This window comes from Aquabacterium sp. OR-4 (genome assembly GCF_025290835.2).
Classification (GTDB): domain Bacteria; phylum Pseudomonadota; class Gammaproteobacteria; order Burkholderiales; family Burkholderiaceae_C; genus Pseudaquabacterium.
On sequence record NZ_JAOCQD020000001.1, the window covers coordinates 1,595,522 to 1,610,325 of the forward strand.

Annotated in this window: 13 protein-coding genes; 11 read left to right on the forward strand and 2 right to left on the reverse strand. The window is 70.6% G+C overall.

Annotated features, from left to right (window positions below; genetic code table 11):
• Positions 1-137: 137 nt before the first annotated feature.
• Positions 138-1,685, reverse strand: a complete 1,548-nt coding sequence (locus N4G63_RS06770; protein ID WP_260785480.1) for a phospholipase D-like domain-containing protein — start codon at positions 1,683-1,685, stop codon at positions 138-140.
• 138 nt (positions 1,686-1,823) lie between these two features.
• Between N4G63_RS06770 and N4G63_RS06775 the strand changes: the two genes are divergently transcribed.
• From N4G63_RS06775 to N4G63_RS06825, 11 genes are all read left to right on the forward strand, one after another.
• Positions 1,824-2,378, forward strand: a complete 555-nt coding sequence (locus N4G63_RS06775) for a peroxiredoxin (RefSeq protein ID WP_260785479.1) — start codon at positions 1,824-1,826, stop codon at positions 2,376-2,378.
• 24 nt (positions 2,379-2,402) lie between these two features.
• On the forward strand, positions 2,403-2,828 hold the full coding sequence (locus N4G63_RS06780) for an SET domain-containing protein (protein ID WP_260785478.1): 426 nt from the start codon (positions 2,403-2,405) through the stop codon (positions 2,826-2,828).
• A gap of 186 nt (positions 2,829-3,014) precedes the next feature.
• Positions 3,015-4,220, forward strand: a complete 1,206-nt coding sequence (dapC, locus tag N4G63_RS06785; RefSeq protein ID WP_260785477.1) for a succinyldiaminopimelate transaminase — start codon at positions 3,015-3,017, stop codon at positions 4,218-4,220.
• 13 nt (positions 4,221-4,233) lie between these two features.
• The gene (dapD, locus tag N4G63_RS06790) at positions 4,234-5,067 is read left to right on the forward strand and encodes a 2,3,4,5-tetrahydropyridine-2,6-dicarboxylate N-succinyltransferase (RefSeq protein WP_260785476.1); all 834 of its coding nucleotides are present in this window, start codon (positions 4,234-4,236) and stop codon (positions 5,065-5,067) included.
• Between the two features lie 170 nt (positions 5,068-5,237).
• On the forward strand, positions 5,238-6,455 hold the full coding sequence (locus tag N4G63_RS06795) for a PilT/PilU family type 4a pilus ATPase (RefSeq protein WP_260785475.1): 1,218 nt from the start codon (positions 5,238-5,240) through the stop codon (positions 6,453-6,455).
• Between the two features lie 51 nt (positions 6,456-6,506).
• A complete protein-coding gene (gene prmB / locus N4G63_RS06800; RefSeq protein ID WP_260785474.1) occupies positions 6,507-7,403 on the forward strand; it encodes a 50S ribosomal protein L3 N(5)-glutamine methyltransferase in 897 nt (298 codons plus the stop codon).
• A 60-nt stretch (positions 7,404-7,463) separates the two neighbouring features.
• A complete protein-coding gene (locus N4G63_RS06805; protein WP_260785473.1) occupies positions 7,464-8,498 on the forward strand; it encodes an alcohol dehydrogenase catalytic domain-containing protein in 1,035 nt (344 codons plus the stop codon).
• Positions 8,499-8,654: 156 nt separating this feature from the next.
• Entirely contained in the window at positions 8,655-10,736 is a 2,082-nt protein-coding gene (locus N4G63_RS06810; RefSeq protein ID WP_260785472.1) for an ABC-F family ATP-binding cassette domain-containing protein, read from the forward strand.
• 113 nt (positions 10,737-10,849) lie between these two features.
• Positions 10,850-11,467 (forward strand): MarR family winged helix-turn-helix transcriptional regulator, encoded by a 618-nt coding sequence (locus N4G63_RS06815; RefSeq protein WP_260785471.1) that lies wholly within the window; start codon positions 10,850-10,852, stop codon positions 11,465-11,467.
• An 82-nt stretch (positions 11,468-11,549) separates the two neighbouring features.
• On the forward strand, positions 11,550-11,984 hold the full coding sequence (locus tag N4G63_RS06820; RefSeq protein WP_314599500.1) for an organic hydroperoxide resistance protein: 435 nt from the start codon (positions 11,550-11,552) through the stop codon (positions 11,982-11,984).
• 263 nt (positions 11,985-12,247) lie between these two features.
• On the forward strand, positions 12,248-13,726 hold the full coding sequence (locus N4G63_RS06825) for an esterase-like activity of phytase family protein (protein ID WP_260785470.1): 1,479 nt from the start codon (positions 12,248-12,250) through the stop codon (positions 13,724-13,726).
• A 62-nt stretch (positions 13,727-13,788) separates the two neighbouring features.
• On the opposite strand, the gene N4G63_RS06830 is transcribed toward N4G63_RS06825, so the two are convergent.
• The gene (locus tag N4G63_RS06830) at positions 13,789-14,745 is read right to left on the reverse strand and encodes an asparaginase (RefSeq protein ID WP_260785469.1); all 957 of its coding nucleotides are present in this window, start codon (positions 14,743-14,745) and stop codon (positions 13,789-13,791) included.
• Between the last annotated feature and the right edge of the window lie 59 nt (positions 14,746-14,804).

Here is a 14,804-nt window from a genome sequence, read left to right on the forward strand (position 1 = left end):
GCTGCGCCGTGGCGGCCATCGGCCTGGCCTGGCCTGGCATGGCCGGGCCGCCGCCGGTGCAGCCGATTCTCGTGGTGCCGCCGGCGCTGCCGGCATTGCCGGCATTGCCGGCACTGCCGGCGCAGCTGCCGCGTGCGCTACAGCAGCTCTTCAGGCGCCAGCGGCGCCAGCAGCTCGAGCCACAGGCGCAGCAGCCAGCCCACATCGGGCTCGCTGTCGAGGCTGATCTCGCCTTCGTCGTCGGCGGCCAGCCAGCGCAGGCCCTGGCCGTCGGTGGCCAGGCTCACGCGATAGGCGGCCTGCAGCTTGTCCAGGTCCATCAGGCGCAGCATCTCGCGCGCCAGCTCGGGGCTGTCGATGAACATGCCCAGCTCGGTGTTGTGCTTGTCCGAGCGCGGATCGAAGTTCATCGAGCCGATGAACACGCGCTGGCGGTCCACCACCACGGTCTTGGCATGCAGCCGGCCCAGGCTGGGCATCAGAAAGCCCAGCCGGCTGCTGCGCTTGACCCGCAGCGGGCTCAGCTCGTACAGGTCGACGCCCAGCTTCAGCAGGCCCGGGCGGTACTTGCGGTAGCCCAGGTGCACCAGCGGCTCGTCGGTGGCGGCCAGCGAATTGGTCAGCAGCTTGAAGCCCACGCCGCGTGCGCGCTGCGCCGCGAACATGGCCATGCCCTGCTCGCCCGGAATCAGGTAGGGCGAGGTGATGACCACCTCGCGCCGGGCGCCGCGGATCATGTCCACCACGCTGTAGCGCACCGACTGCACGTCTTCGAGGGGCACATTGCCGTAGCTGGCGCCCTGGCCCTTGATGCGGTCGGGTGGATCGGCATAGGCGGTGGCAAAGGCCCACACCAGGCCCAGGCGGCCGCTGTCGATCTCGTCGCTCACCGGGCCGTAGCCCAGCACATCGGTGGCCGGTGGCGGCGGCGGCTCGGGCGCATCGGCCACCGCGGTGGCAAAACGCTGGCGCAGCACCTCGGCCGGGGCATCGGGCGGCACGATGGCATGCAGCGGGTAGGCGTTGTGGCTGTTCCAGTAGTCGTCGAAGGCCTCCTGCAGGTCGGGCAGCAGGGCACCCACCACAAAGGCATCCAGGTCGACGAAGTTGGCCTGCGCATGGCGCATGAAGTATTCGTCGGCGATGTTGCGCCCGCCCAGCACGGCCATCGCGCCATCCACGATGAACAGCTTGTTGTGCATGCGCCGGTTGACCCGGCTGAAGTCGCCCGCCGAGCCGATGAAGCGGCTCAGCACGCCCTGGCGCCCGGCCGGAAACGGGTTGAACAGCCGCACCTGCACATTGGCATGGCCGGCCAGGCCGAGCAGCAGGCCATCGGTCTCGGCGGTGTACAGGTCGTCGAGCAGCAGGCGCACGCGCACGCCACGCTCGGCGGCGTCGCGCAGCGCACGCAGCAACACGCGGCCGGTGTCGTCGTTCTGCAGCACGTAGTACTGCACATCGAGCGAGGCCTGCGCATGGCGCACCAGGGCCAGGCGGGTGTCCAGCGCAAACGGCCCGGTGGGCAGCAGGCGCACGCCGGTCAGCGCATCGTCGGGCTGCGACTGGCTGGCAATGCGGCCCAGCAGCGTGGCATCGCTGGCGGCGATGGCGCGCGAGGGCTCGCGCTGCACGCCGGCCGGCAGGCTGGCGCAGCCACCCAGCCACAGCAACAGGCACAACACGGTCACCCATGCCAGCAGCCGCCGGCCTGCATGGCTATCATGTGCTGCGGCCGCACCACGGCCCCTGCCCGCTGCCGGCCACGCCACCGGCCCTCCCGTCCAAACCCTGTCGTCCATCATTGGCGCCGAGGATACGCAATGCCACGAACCCTTGCCACCGCGGCCGCCTTTGCACTCGTGCTAGGCCTTGCCGGCCCGGCCGCGCAGGCGGCGCTCGACGTGGGCGACAAGGCGCCCGATTTCACGCTCGACGCGGCGCTCGGTGGCAACGTGTTCCGCTTCTCGCTGGCCGATGCGCTGAAGCAGGGCCCGGTGGTGCTGTACTTCTTTCCGGCCGCGTTCTCGGTGGGCTGCACGATCGAGGCGCACCAGTTTGCCGAGGCCACCGACCAGTTCAAGCAGCTTGGTGCCACGGTCATCGGCGTGTCGGCCGACGACCTCGAATCGCTCAAGCGCTTCTCGGTCACCGAGTGCCGCAACAAGTTTGCGGTGGGCGCCGATGTCGACCAGAAGGTCATGAAGGCCTATGACGCGGTGCTCAAGCTCAAGCCCGACTTCGCCAACCGCACCTCGTACCTGATTTCGCCCGACAGCAAGGTGCAGTTCCAGTTCACCAGCCTGAACCCGCACCGCCACGTGACCAACACCATGAACGCACTGAAGGCCTGGCAGGCGGCCCGCAAGTCGAACTGAGACCCGTCCCGAAAGACTGCACGCATGGCCCTGGCAATCCGCCCCAGCTACCAGAAGTACGAGGTCAACGTGAAGCGCAGCCGCATCGACGGCTTTGGCGTGTTTGCCGCTGAAACCGTGCCGGCGCACCGCAAGATCGGCGAGATCCGCGGCGAGAGCATCAGCGTGGCCGAGGCACGGCGGCGCGCCGCCGGCCAGCAGCGCATCATGATCGTGGAGGTGTCGACCCGCCACGCGATCGATGCATCCAAGAGCAGCGACCCGATGCGCTTCACCAACCACAGCTGCCAGGCCAATGCGCGGCTGCAGATCCGCGACGGCCGCATCGAGTTCTACAGCCTGCGTGTCATCGAGCCCGGCGAGGAGCTCACCGTGAACTACGGCGAAACCCACCACGAGGGCACGCTGGCCTGCCGCTGCGGCGCCCCCGGTTGCATCGGCTTTCTCTGACACGGTGGGCCGGCGCGGATAATCCCGCGCCATGTATTGCACGATGTCGATCAACGCGAGCGGGCCGAGCGCCGGGTCGCTCCGCAGCCGGCCGTTGGCTGGCACGAACCGTCCACCGGACGATTCATTCCCACGCTCACTCCCGCCGGGTGACCAGCCGACTTACGCGTCGGGCGAGGGGCTGACATGAACCCGCTGCTGGGCAAGCTCCACCCCTACCCCTTCGAGCGCTGGCGCGCGCTGACCGCCGGCATCAGCCCGAACCCCGCGTTGCGGCCGATCAGCCTGGGCATCGGCGAGCCGCGCCATGCCACGCCGGCCTTCATCGAAGAATCGATCCGCGGCGCGATGCCCGGCCTGTCGGTGTACCCGCCCACGGCCGGCGATCCGGCCCTGCGCCAGGCCTGCGCCGGCTGGCTGCAGCGGCGCTATGCGGTGGCGGTGGACCCCGCCACCCAGGTGCTGCCGGTCAACGGCACGCGCGAGGCGCTGTTTGCGCTGGCGCAGACCGTGCTCGACCCCACCGAGGGCGACGCCGTGGTGGTCTGCCCCAACCCGTTCTACCAGATCTACGAGGGCGCGGCCCTGCTGGGCGGCGCGGCCACGGCCTTTGCCAACAGCGATCCGGCGCGCAACTTCGCGCCGCGCTGGGACCAGATCGACGCCGCCACCTGGGCGCGCACACGCCTGGTCTTCGTGTGCTCGCCGGGCAACCCCACCGGCGCGGTGATGCCGCTGGACGAGTGGCGCACGCTGTTCGAGCTGAGCGACCGCCACGGCTTCGTGATCGCCAGCGACGAGTGCTACTCGGAGATCTACTTCCGCGACGACGCACCGCTGGGCGGCCTGCAGGCGGCCGTGGCGCTGGGCCGGCCCGATTTTCGCCGGCTGGTGATGCTGACCAGCCTCTCGAAGCGCAGCAACGTGCCGGGCCTGCGGGCCGGCTTCGTGGCCGGCGATGCGGCCATCCTGAAGCAGTTTCTGCTCTACCGCACCTACCATGGCAGCGCGATGAGCCCGCTGGTGCAGGCGGCCAGCATCGCCGCCTGGAACGACGAGGCGCATGTGGTGGACAACCGCAACCTCTACCGCACCAAGTTCGCGCAGGTGACGCCGGTGCTGGCCGCGCAGCTGGATGTGGCCCTGCCCGATGCCGGTTTCTACCTGTGGGCGGCCGTCCCGGGGGGCGATGACATCGCCTTCGGCCAGCAACTGCTGGCTCAATACAATGTGGCGGTGCTGCCGGGCAGCCTGCTGGCCCGCCCGGCCCATGGCATCAACCCGGGCCAGGGCCGCGTCCGCATGGCCCTGGTGGCCACCACCGCCGAATGCCTGGAAGCGGCCCACCGCATTGCCGAATTCACCTCGATCTACAAGACCAGCCTGCGCTGAGCGAGAAATAGCCATGACCACCGAACTGCAAAACCTCATCGATCTGGCCTGGGAAGGCCGCGCCAGCCTCAGCCCGACCAGCGCCGACCCCCAGATCCGCGCGGCCGTGGAACAGGTCATCGCCGACCTCAACGCCGGCCGCCTGCGCGTGGCCGAGCGCCAGGCCGTGGGCCAGTGGACGGTGAACCAGTGGATCAAGAAGGCGGTGCTGCTGAGCTTCCGCCTGAACGACAACCACGTGATGCGCTCGGGCGACCTGAGCTTCTTCGACAAGGTCGACACCAAGTTCGCGCATGTGAGCGACGACGCGATGAAGGCCACCGGCATCCGCGTGGTGCCGCCGGCCGTGGCCCGCCGCGGCAGCTACATCGCCAAGAACGTGGTGCTGATGCCCAGCTACGTGAACATCGGCGCCTATGTGGACGAAGCCACCATGGTCGACACCTGGGCCACCGTGGGCTCGTGCGCGCAGATCGGCAAGAACGTGCACCTGAGCGGCGGCGTCGGCATCGGCGGCGTGCTCGAGCCGCTGCAGGCCAACCCCACGATCATCGAGGACAACTGCTTCATCGGCGCGCGCTCCGAGGTGGTGGAAGGCGTGATCGTTGAAGAGAACTCGGTGCTGGGCATGGGCGTGTACCTGGGCCAGAGCACCCCGATCTTCAACCGCGAGACCGGCGAGATCAGCTACGGCCGCGTGCCCAGCGGCAGCGTGGTGGTGAGCGGCAACCTGCCCAAGAAGACCGCCGCCGGCCAGGACTACAGCATGTACGCCGCGATCATCGTCAAGCGTGTGGACGCGCAGACGCGCAGCAAGACGTCGATCAACGATCTGCTGCGGCCCTGACCCAACAACGGTGAACGGAGCGACACGGTGGTAAACGAAGCAGCGCGGGCCGAGCGCCGGGCCGCTCCCAAGCCGGCCGTTCGCCGGCCCGAAGCGTCCACCGGACGCTCCTCAAGCCGGCTCACCCCCTCGGGGGATCGGCCGATGTACTCGTCGGACGAGGGGCTGACATGAGCAGTCGGATGGAACGCATCCTGCGGCTGATGGCCGAGCGGCAGGCGTCCGACGTCTACCTGTCGGCCAACATGCCGATCCTGATCAAGATCCACGGGCAGATGCTGCAGCTGTCGGATCAGGTGCTGACGCCCTCGCAGCCGCGCCAGCTGCTGGCCGAGATCCTCACGCCGCAGCAGCTGGAAGACCTGGACGACACCGGCGAGCTGAACCTGGCCGTCTCGCTCGACCGGGTGGGCAGCTTCCGCCTGTCGGCGTTCAAGCAGCGGGGCTCGATCGCTGGCGTGGTGCGCCACATCCCGCACGACATCCCGCCGCTGGAAACCCTGCATCTGCCCTCGCGCCTGGGCGAGCTGGTGCTTGAAAAGCGCGGCCTGATCCTGATGGTGGGGGCCACCGGCTCGGGCAAGAGCACCACGCTGGCCTCGATGCTCGAGCTGCGCAACCGCACCGCGCCGGGCCACATCCTCACCATTGAAGACCCGATCGAGTTTCTGTTCCAGAGCAAGAAGTGCGTGGTCAACCAGCGCGAGGTGGGCCGCGACACCGAGTCGATCCAGGTGGCGCTGCGCAATGCGCTGCGGCAGTCGCCCGACTGCATCATGATCGGCGAGATCCGCGACCGCGAGACCATGACCGGCGCGCTGAGCTATGCGCTGTCGGGCCACCTGGTGGTGGCCAGCATGCATGCCAACAACAGCTACCACGCGCTGGGCCGCATCCTGTCGTTCTACACGCCCGAGACCCGCGGCGTGCTGCTGGGCGATCTGGCCGCCGGCCTGCGTGCCGTGGTGTCGCAGCGCCTGCTGCGCGCCAATGGCGGTGGCCGGGTGCCGGCGGTGGAGGTGCTGCTCAACAGCAACCTGGTGGCCGAGCTGATCGAGAAGGGCGACTTCCCCGGCATCAAGGAGGCCATGGAGCGCTCGCTGGCCGAGGGCTCGCGCACCTTCGAGGAAGACCTCGCGCGCCTGATCAACGACGGCACCGTCACCCGCGACGAAGGCCTGGCCCATTCCGACTCCACCACCGACCTGCTGTGGCGGCTGGAGAACCAGACCACCCAGGCCTCGCGCGCCGCACCGCGCCGCGACGAATCCGACGACGCGCAGTTCAACGACTTCGTCGTCGACATCGTGCCCGAGGGCTTCAAGCCCCAGCGCATGGCCGGCATGCCCGGCGGCCCGCCGGTGCAGTTTCCGCCGGTGCTGCGCTGAGCCCGGCCTGCCCTTTTTCGTCTGCCCGTTGCCGGTTCGCCGGCCCTGCCCATGAACGTCATCGACCTGATCCACGCCATGAGCGCCCGCCTCGAATCGGCGGGCGTTTCGTTTGGGCATGGCACCACCAATGCCTTCGACGAGGCCGCCTGGCTGGTGCTGTGGCGCCTGGGCCTGCCGCTCGATGCGCTGGACGAGGTGGCCGAGCAGCCGGTTGACGCGGCGCAGCAGGCCCTCGTGCACGGCCTGGTCGACAGCCGCATCGCCAGCCGCAAGCCGGCGGCCTATCTCACCGGCGAGGCCTGGCTGCAGGGCGTGCCGTTCACGGTGGACGAGCGGGTGATCGTGCCGCGCAGCTTCATCGCCGAGCTGATCGCCGACGGCACCATCGACCCCTGGCTGAGCCAGCACACCGAGCAGGTGCTGGACCTGTGCACCGGCAACGGCAGCCTGGCCGTGCTGGCCGCGATGGCCTGGCCCGAGGTGCAGGTGGACGCCGCCGATCTGAGCGCCGATGCGCTGGCCGTGGCCGCGCTCAACCTCGCGCGCCACGCGCTGGCCTCGCGCATCACGCTGCACCAGGGCGATGGCCTGGCGGCCGTGGGCGCGCGGCGTTATGACCTGATCCTGTGCAACCCGCCCTACGTGAACGCGCAGGCCATGGCCACGCTGCCGCCCGAGTTTCGCGCCGAGCCGGTGATGGCCCTCGACGGCAACACCGCCGGCAGCCAGGACGGCATGGACTTCGTGCGCGCCCTGCTGCGCCAGGTGCCTGCCCACATGAACCCCGACGCGGTGCTGGTGCTCGAGATCGGCCACGAGCGCGCGTTTTTCGAGCAGGCCTTCCCGTCGCTGGAGGTGGTGTGGCTGCCCACCAGCGCCGGCGACGACCAGGTGCTGCTGATCACCCGCAGCGCGCTCACGCCGCATGCCGTGGCGGGCGCCTAAGGCCCCGCCACACCGCCATCCGCCCGGCCTGGGCGCCATTCCACCGAGCTCACACCCGCCATGCTGCCCACCCAGATGAACGCCGCCGTGATGCAGGGCTTTGGCCAGCCGCTGGCCCTGCGCCAGCTGCCGCTGCCGGTGCCCCTGGCCGACGAGGTGCTGATCGCGGTGCAGGCCTGCGGCGTGTGCCACTCCGATCTGCACATCCTGGACGGCGACACGCCGCCGTTCAGGCCGATCACCAAGCCCGAGCTGATCCTCGGCCACGAGGTGGTGGGCACGGTGGTGCAGCGCGGCGCCGATGTGCAGCAGCTGGCGCTGGGCCAGCGCGTGGGCGTGGCCTGGCTGCACTGGAGCTGCGGCCAGTGCGAGGCCTGCCGCGACGGGCTGGAGAACCTGTGCCGCGTGACCAGCATCACCGGCCTGCGCGTGGATGGCGGCTATGCCCAGTACATGCGCGCCAAGGCCGCTTTTGCGCTGCCGGTGCCCGAGGCATTGAGCAACGCCGAGGCCGCGCCGCTGTTCTGTGCCGGCGTCACCTCGTACCGCGCGCTGCGCAATGCCGGCGTGCACGCCGGCCAGCGCGTGGCCGTGGTGGGCGTGGGCGGCCTGGGCCACCTGGCGGTGCAGATCGCGCGCGCCATGGGCGCCGAGGTCATTGCGCTCGACCTGGCCGAAGACAAGCTGGCCAGCGCCCGCGCGCTGGGCGCCGCGCATGCGCTCGATGCCCGCGCCCCCGACACGCCCAAGGCCGTGCGTGCGCTGGGTGGCGCGCATGTGGCGGTGGTGACCTCGGCCGCGCGCGCCGCCTACGACCTGGCGCTCAAGCTGCTGCGCCCCGGCGGCACGCTGGCCGTGGTGGGCCTGCCGCCCGAGCCGCTGAGCTTTGCCGCGCTGCAGCTGGTGGGCGGCGAGTTCCGCATCGTCGGCTCCAGCATCGGCACGCGCGACGACATCCGCGCCACGCTGGCCATGGCCGCTGCCGGCCAGCTGCACTGCCACAGCCAGCAGCGCCCGCTGGCCGAGGTGAACGCCGTGCTCGACGACATGCGCGCCGGCCGCATCAGCGCCCGTGTGGTGCTCGACCTGGCATGAGCAGGCCCCGCCTCGCAGCGCGCCTGCCCCCGCGGCCCTGCGAAGGGCCGCTTCGTGACCCTGGCGGCGCTCAGCCCTTGGCGCGGCCCGGCGGCGCTGAGGTCACCTGATCCTTTTCCCCTTCTCGCAGAGGCCGCCCCGGCGGACCCGTTCCCGATGATCCAGTTGAAAAATCTCACGCTGCGCCGCGGCGTCAAGGTGGTGCTGCAAGACGCCAGCGTCACCCTCAATCCCGGCGAGCATGTGGGCCTGGTCGGCCGCAATGGCGCCGGCAAGTCCAGCCTGTTCGCGCTGCTGGCCGGCCGCCTGCAGGCCGATGCCGGCGATGCCGAGCGCCCGCCCACCTGGCGTCTGGGCGAGGTGGCCCAGCACATGCCCGAGACCGAGCAGCCGGCCACCGAGTTCGTGCTCGATGGCGACATCCCGCTGCTCGAGGCGCGCCAGCTGCTCGAGGCCGCCGAGCTCAGCGGCGACGGCCATGCCATCGCCGAGGCGCACATGGCGCTCGAGCAGGCCGGCACCTTTGACGCCCGCGCCCGCGCGCAGGCCCTGCTGCTGGGCCTGGGCTTCAAGATCGCGCAGCTCGACGCGCCGGTGAACAGCTTCTCGGGCGGCTGGCGCATGCGCCTGCAGCTGGCCCGCGCCCTGATGTGCCCGGCCGACCTGCTGCTGCTCGACGAACCCACCAACCACCTGGACCTGGATGCGCTGGTGTGGCTGGAAGGCTGGCTCAAGCGCTTTGCCGGGCTGATGATCGTGATCAGCCACGACCGCGAGTTTCTCGACGCCATCACCAAGGTCACGCTGCACCTGGATGAGGCCCGGCTCACCCGCTACGGCGGCAACTACACCACCTTCGAGGAAATGCGCGCCGAGCGCATGTCGCAGCAGGCCGCGGCCTTTGGCCGTCAGCAGGAGAAAATGGCCCAGCTGCAGCGCTTCATCGACCGCTTCAAGGCCAAGGCCAGCAAGGCCAAGCAGGCGCAGAGCCGGGTCAAGGCGCTGGCGCGCATGGAAAAGCTGGCGCCGGTGCTGGCCGACAGCGAGTTCGAGTTCAACTTCCGCGAGCCCGGCAACCTGCCCAACCCGATGCTGACCATGCGCGACCTGGTCTGCGGCTACATGGCGCCCCCGGTCGGCGAGTCCGCCGACACGCCTGCCGAGGGGGCCGTCGCTCCGGCGGCAGCAAAAGTGATCGTGCGCAACATCAACCGCACGGTGCTGGCCGGCCAGCGCATCGGCATCCTGGGTGCCAACGGCCAGGGCAAGTCGACGCTGGTCAAGACCATCGCCCATGCGCTGCAGCCGATCGAGGGCACGCTCACCGAGGGCAAGGGCCTGGCCATCGGCTACTTCGCGCAGCAGGAGCTGGATCTGCTGAGTGAAGACGACACGCCGCTGCAGCGCATGGTGCGCCTGGCCCGCGAGCTGGGCGCCGGCGGCCAGGGCGCGCGCGAGCAGGAGCTGCGCAACTTTCTCGGCCAGTTCCGCTTCACCGGCGACATGGTTCACCAGAAGGTGGGCACGCTGTCGGGCGGCGAGCGCGCGCGCCTGGTGATGGCCACCATCGTCTGGCAGAAACCCAATCTGCTGCTGCTGGACGAACCCACCAACCACCTCGACCTGAGCACCCGCGAGGCGCTGTCGATCGCGCTGAATGAATTTGAAGGCACGGTGCTGCTGGTGAGCCACGACCGTGCACTGCTGCGCGAGGTGTGCGACGAGTTCTGGCTGGTCACCTCCGGCGGCGTGGAACCCTTTGACGGCGACCTCGACGACTACCAGAAATGGCTGCTCGAGGTGAGCCGCGCCGTGGCCCGCGGCCAGGAGCCGCCGCCGCCGCCGCGGCCGGTGCTGGCCAGCACGGTGAGCGGCAGCGCCGAGCCCAAGGGCAGCGGCAAGGGGGGCGCCGCCACTGCCGCACCAGCCGCCAAGGTGGTGGACAACGGCAACCGCCGCGACGACCGCAAGGCTGCCGCCCAGGCACGCAGCGAGCTGGCCAACAAGACCCGCCCGCTGCGCAACGAGCTGCTGCAGATCGACGCGCGGCTCGAGAAGCTGGGCCAGGAGAAGGCCGCGCTCGAAACCCGGCTGGCGGCCGCCGGCGTCTCGGCCGCTGACCTGGCCGAGATGGGCCGGCGCCTCAACCACATCGCCGCCGAGGTGGCGATGCAGGAAGAGCGCTGGCTCGAGCTGCAAGGCCAGATCGAGGCCATCAACGCCACGCTGGGCGGCTGATCGGCAGACAGGCCGAACCGAGGCCGACGCCCCTGCGCGCCAGCGCGGGGCCTCGGCCTTTTGAATGCCCATTTAGGTTGTGTGCAATTGAATTGCCCGCTACATTCACGCCCATGCCGTCGCGCCGCCACCGCTCCGCCCCTACGCAGCCCACCGCTGCGGCGGCCACCAGTACGCCCGACGCCAGCACGCCCGACGCCGCGGCCTGGCTGGCGCTGGACCATCAGCTGTGCTTTGCGCTGTACTCGGCCTCGCTGGCCATGACCAAGACCTACAAGCCCCTGCTCGACCCGCTGGGCCTGACCTACCCCCAGTACCTGGTGATGCTGGTGCTGTGGGAGGGCGACGGCCTCGGCGTCTCGCAGCTGGGCGAGCGGCTGCAGCTTGATTCGGGCACGCTCACGCCGCTGCTCAAGCGGCTCGAGGCCCAGGGCCTGCTGCAGCGCCTGCGCGACGCGGCCGACGAGCGCCGCGTGCTGCTGCAGCTCAGCCCCGCGGGCCGTGCGCTGCAGGCCCGGGCCGTGGCCGTGCCCCAGGCCATCGCCTGCGCCATGGCCTGCGACCTGGCCGAGATCACCACGCTCACCACGCGCCTGACGCAATTGCGCGATCAACTGCATGGCCAATTGCATGGCCAGTTGCAAGGCCAGCCCATGCCAGCAGCCCACGGCCCGGCCCCCGAGCGCTCGCGCCCGCCCGCCCCCCAGGTTTCTCCGCCCGCCGCGGCCTGAGGCCAGCGCTGCACCGCCACTGGCGGTCAGCCTGGCCCAGCCCGGCCTTTCTTGTCCAACCCCTGCACGAAGGATCTGCACCATGGCCATCGACACCGCCCTGTACACCGCCACCGCCACCGCCACCGGCGGCCGCGCCGGCACCATCGAAAGCAACGACGGCCGCCTGAAGGCCACGCTGTCCACGCCCAAGGCCCTGGGTGGCGACGACGGCGCCGGCACCAACCCCGAGCAGCTGTTTGCCGCCGGCTACTCGGCCTGCTTCATCGGTGCGATGAAGGCCGTGGCCGGCCGCCAGGGCAAGCGCCTGCCGGCCGAGGTGAGCATCACCAGCGAGGTCGGCATCGGCCCGATGACCGGCAAGGCCGGCGCCTTCGCCATCAGCGTGGCCATGCGCATCTCGGTGCCGGGCATGGACCGTGCCGAGCTCGAGGCCCTGGTGGCCACCGCCCACGAGGTGTGCCCCTACAGCAACGCCACCCGCGGCAATGTGGACGTGACGCTGACCGTGGCCTGAGCTGACGCCCCCACGTCGCTGCGCTCCTGCCCCCGAGGGGGCGCTCAGCCCCTTGGGGCGGCCCGGCGGGGCTGAGGCCGAGCAGGTGCCACCCGCCAGAAACCGGGGGCACCCATGATCGCTGGCCGGCCGCCACCCCGCAGATGGGGTCGCGGCCTGTCACAGGTCGGTCACCGGGCACCCCTAGGGTGCAGGGCTTGCGTTCACACGCGCGACACGCTCGCGCAAGAACGCCTTGACCCCGCCACCTGCAGGACGCCCCCATGACCCTTTCTCCGATCGCCCACGCCGCCGCGGCCCTGGCCCTGGCCGGCGCCGCGCTGGCGCCCGCCGCCGCGCAGACCGTGTCCACGGTCAGCTTCGTCAACGGCCTGACCATCGCCGGCGACACCCCCGATCTGAGCAGCGGCAGCAGCTTTGACCGCCGCGTCGGCTTCTTCTCCGACCTCTACTACGACCGCGCCCGAAACGAGTGGTGGGGCCTGTCGGACCGCGGCCCCGGCGGCGGCACGCTGAACTACAACACCCGCATCCAGCGCTTCACGCTCGATGTCGCCAGCAACGGCGCGATCAGCAACTTCAAGGTCGTCGAGACGATCCAGTTCAGCAGCGCCGCCGGCGTGGCGCTCAACGGCCTGGCACCCAGCAGCAGCAGCGTGCTGGGCAATGCCTTCGACCCCGAAGGCGTGGTCATCAACCCCAGAAACGGCAACATCCTCGTCTCCGACGAGTACGGCCCCTCGGTCTACGAGTTCAACCGCAGCGGCCAGCTGGTCAAGGCCTACACCGTGCCGGCCAACCTGCTGCCCAAGGTGGGCGGCACGGTGAACTACAACGCCGGCGCCACCGCGCTGACCAGCGGCCGCGAAGGCAACCGCGGCCTCGAAGGCCTGGCCATCAGCCCCGACGGCAATTACGCCTACGCCATGCTGCAGGACGGCACCGTGGTCGACGGCCAGCTCAACGCCGCCGGCACCGCGCTGACGCGCAGCGTCTACACCCGCATCGTCAAGTACGACACCAGCACCGGCCTGGCCGTGGGCCAGTACGCCTACAAGCTCGACCGCAATGGCCAGGGCCAGGGCATCTCGGCCATCGTGGCGCTGGGCAACGACAAGTTCATGGTGCTCGAACGCAACAACCGCGGCGTGGGCACCGACCCGTCCACCTCGATGAGCGATCCCGACAAGGCGGTCTACACCATCGACCTGGCCGGCGCCACCGATGTGACCCACATCGAACTGCCCACCGGCGCCAACGATGCGCTGCCGGCCGGCGTGGTGACGGTGGCCAAGGGCGCCAAGGTCATCGACCTCGATGCCAACACCCTGGCCGCACTGGGTGGCAAGAGCGGCGAGAAGTGGGAAGGCCTGGCCGTCGGCCCGCAACTGGCCAATGGCCAGTACCTGATCCTGGCCGGCACCGACAACGACTACAGCGTCACGCAGAACGGCACCGGCACGCAGTTCGACGTGTGGTTCGACTTCTCGCTCGGCAACCCGAACGCCAACTCCATCCAGTGCCCGGTGGGCCTGACCACGGGCTGCACCTTCAGCAACGGCAGTGGCGCAGCCACGCTGAGCAGCGCCTACAGCCTGCTGCCCGGGGTGCTGCACGCCTACACCGCCAACATCAGCGGCTACACCGCGCCGGTGCCCGAGCCCGGCAGCTGGGCCTTGATGGTGGGCGGCCTGGCCGCGCTGGGCGCGCTGGCCCGCCGCCAGCGCCGCGCCGCGGCCTGACCGGCCTGGCTGACTCGCTGACTGACTGACTAACTGGCTGGCTGGCTGGCCCAGGCAACCGTTCAGTCCAGCAGGCTCAGCATCAGCGCCACCCGGGCCTGCCATGGCGACAGCGCCGCGGCGGGGCCTGCGGCGGCGCCGATCAGCACGCCATCGGCACAGCGCGTGGCGCGCCACACCGGCACGCCGGCGGCCTGGGCGCTGGCCAGCGCCGCCTCCAGCTCGCGGTGCACCGTGCCGTTGCCGGTGCTGGCCACCACCAGGCCGCGCACGCCGGCCGCCAGCAGCGCGCGCACGCCATCGCCGCGCGCACCGGCGTGGCTGCTGACGATCTCCACCCACGGCCAGTCCTGCGGCCTGGCCGGCAGGCGGTCCAGCGCACGGCCCGGGCCTTGCGGCCAGGCGCGAAACTGGCGCAGCTGCCCCTCCTCCAGCACGGCGATCGGCCCGCCATCGCCGGCCGTGAAGGCCTGGGTGCGGTAGGTATGGGCCTTGCGCAGCCCCGTCGCGCCGAACACCTGGCCGGCCAGCACCGCCAGCACACCGGCCACGCCCGGCGTGGCGGCCACGGTCACCGCGTCCAGCAGGTTCTGCGGCCCGTCGGCGGCCAGCGCGGTGGCCGGGCGCATGGCGGCAACCAGCACCACCGGCTTGGGCGCTGCCAGCACGCTGTGCAGCCACCAGGCGGTTTCTTCCAGCGTGTCGGTGCCGTGGGTGATGACCACGCCGCTCACCTCCGGCCGCGCCAGCAGCTGCTGCACGCGCTGCGCCAAGGCCAGCCAGGTGGCGTGGTCCATGTCCTTGCTGTCGAGCTGGGCCAGTTGCTCGGCCTCGATGCCCGGCGCGCCGGGTGCCGCCAGTGCGGGCACGGCCGCCAGCAGATCCTGCACGCTGCGCTGCGCTGCGGTGTAGCCCACGTTGTCGCCCGGGCGGGCCGAGGTGCCGGCGATGGTGCCGCCGGTGCCCAGGATCACCACCGTGGCGGGCGTGCTGCGTTCGGCGAGAGAAATACTTGGCATCAGGCCCTCATCTGGATGAAAATACAGTCACTGGATGGAAACTCAGGAGCGCGCATGCC